Here is a 1,146-nt window from a genome sequence, read left to right on the forward strand (position 1 = left end):
GGAATATGCGAAACAGGGCAGGGTTATCCGTTTTCTGAAAGTGGGCATCAACTGCCTGGCCGGCGTGCCGTCGGTTGTTTTCGGCCTGTTCGGTTTGGGATTCTTTGTCATTTTTCTGAAATTTGGATCGAGCATTCTGTCCGGTTCTTTGACGTTAGGATTTCTGATCTTACCGACAATCATCGGCGCGTCAGAGGAAGCTCTCAAATCGGTGCCGCAGACCTTTCGTGAAGCATCTCTGTCTTTAGGTGTTTCCAAATGGCAGACGACCTACCGGATCGTTTTACCCAACGCCATGCCGGGTATTCTGACCGGTTCCATATTAGGAATAGGTAGAGCTGCGGGCGAAACGGCCCCGATTATGTTCACAGCTGCCGCGTATTTCACGGCAAAACTCCCGGGATCGATTTTTGACGAGGTCATGGCCCTGCCGTATCATATCTATGTCCTGGCTACAGCGGGTACCAACATCGAAGCCACCCGTCCCATCCAGTTCGGAACGGTGCTTGTTTTAGTCTCTGTCGTGCTGGGAATTGACCTGATTGCGATTATTATCAGAAGTTACATGCGAAGAAATAAAAGGTGGTAGGCATGGAAATCAATAAGATTATTAAGCTCAAAGATGTGAATTTCTATTATGGTCAGAGCCGGGCGCTTACGGATATATCGATGACGTTCGGGAAAAACAAAGTTACGGCGCTGATCGGACCTTCAGGATGCGGCAAGTCAACGCTGTTGAGGCTTTTGAACCGCATGAATGATTTGATTGATGGGACCAGAGTCGAAGGAGAAATTCTTTTTGAAGAGAAAAATATTTATGCGCCCGATGTCGATCCGGTGGAAATCCGCCGCAAAATCGGTATGGTGTTTCAGAAGCCCAATCCCTTTCCGAAAACGATTTATAACAATATTGCCTATGGGCCGAAGCTGACAGGCGTAAATGCCGGCGATTTGGACACGCTGGTGGAACAGAGCTTGAAGCAGTCTGTTTTGTGGGATGAGGTGAAAGATGTTTTGAATAAATCCGCCATGAATCTTTCCGGCGGTCAGCAGCAGCGGCTCTGCATTGCCCGTGCGCTGGCGATGAAACCGGATGTCCTGCTCATGGATGAGCCGACCTCAGCGCTCGATCCTATTTCCACCGCC

At 49.4% G+C, this 1,146-nt stretch carries 2 protein-coding genes; both read left to right on the forward strand.

The window, feature by feature from the left end; all coding sequences use genetic code 11:
- Window positions 1-589: phosphate ABC transporter, permease protein PstA (gene pstA, locus CVU71_18755; GenBank protein ID PKN16391.1), on the forward strand; the 589-nt coding region annotated here is incomplete at its 5' end.
- Between the two features lie 2 nt (window positions 590-591).
- The coding region (gene pstB / locus CVU71_18760; protein PKN16392.1) for a phosphate ABC transporter ATP-binding protein at window positions 592-1,146 on the forward strand (555 nt) is incomplete at its 3' end.

Source organism: Deltaproteobacteria bacterium HGW-Deltaproteobacteria-6 (assembly GCA_002840435.1).
Taxonomy (GTDB): domain Bacteria; phylum Desulfobacterota; class Syntrophia; order Syntrophales; family Smithellaceae; genus UBA8904.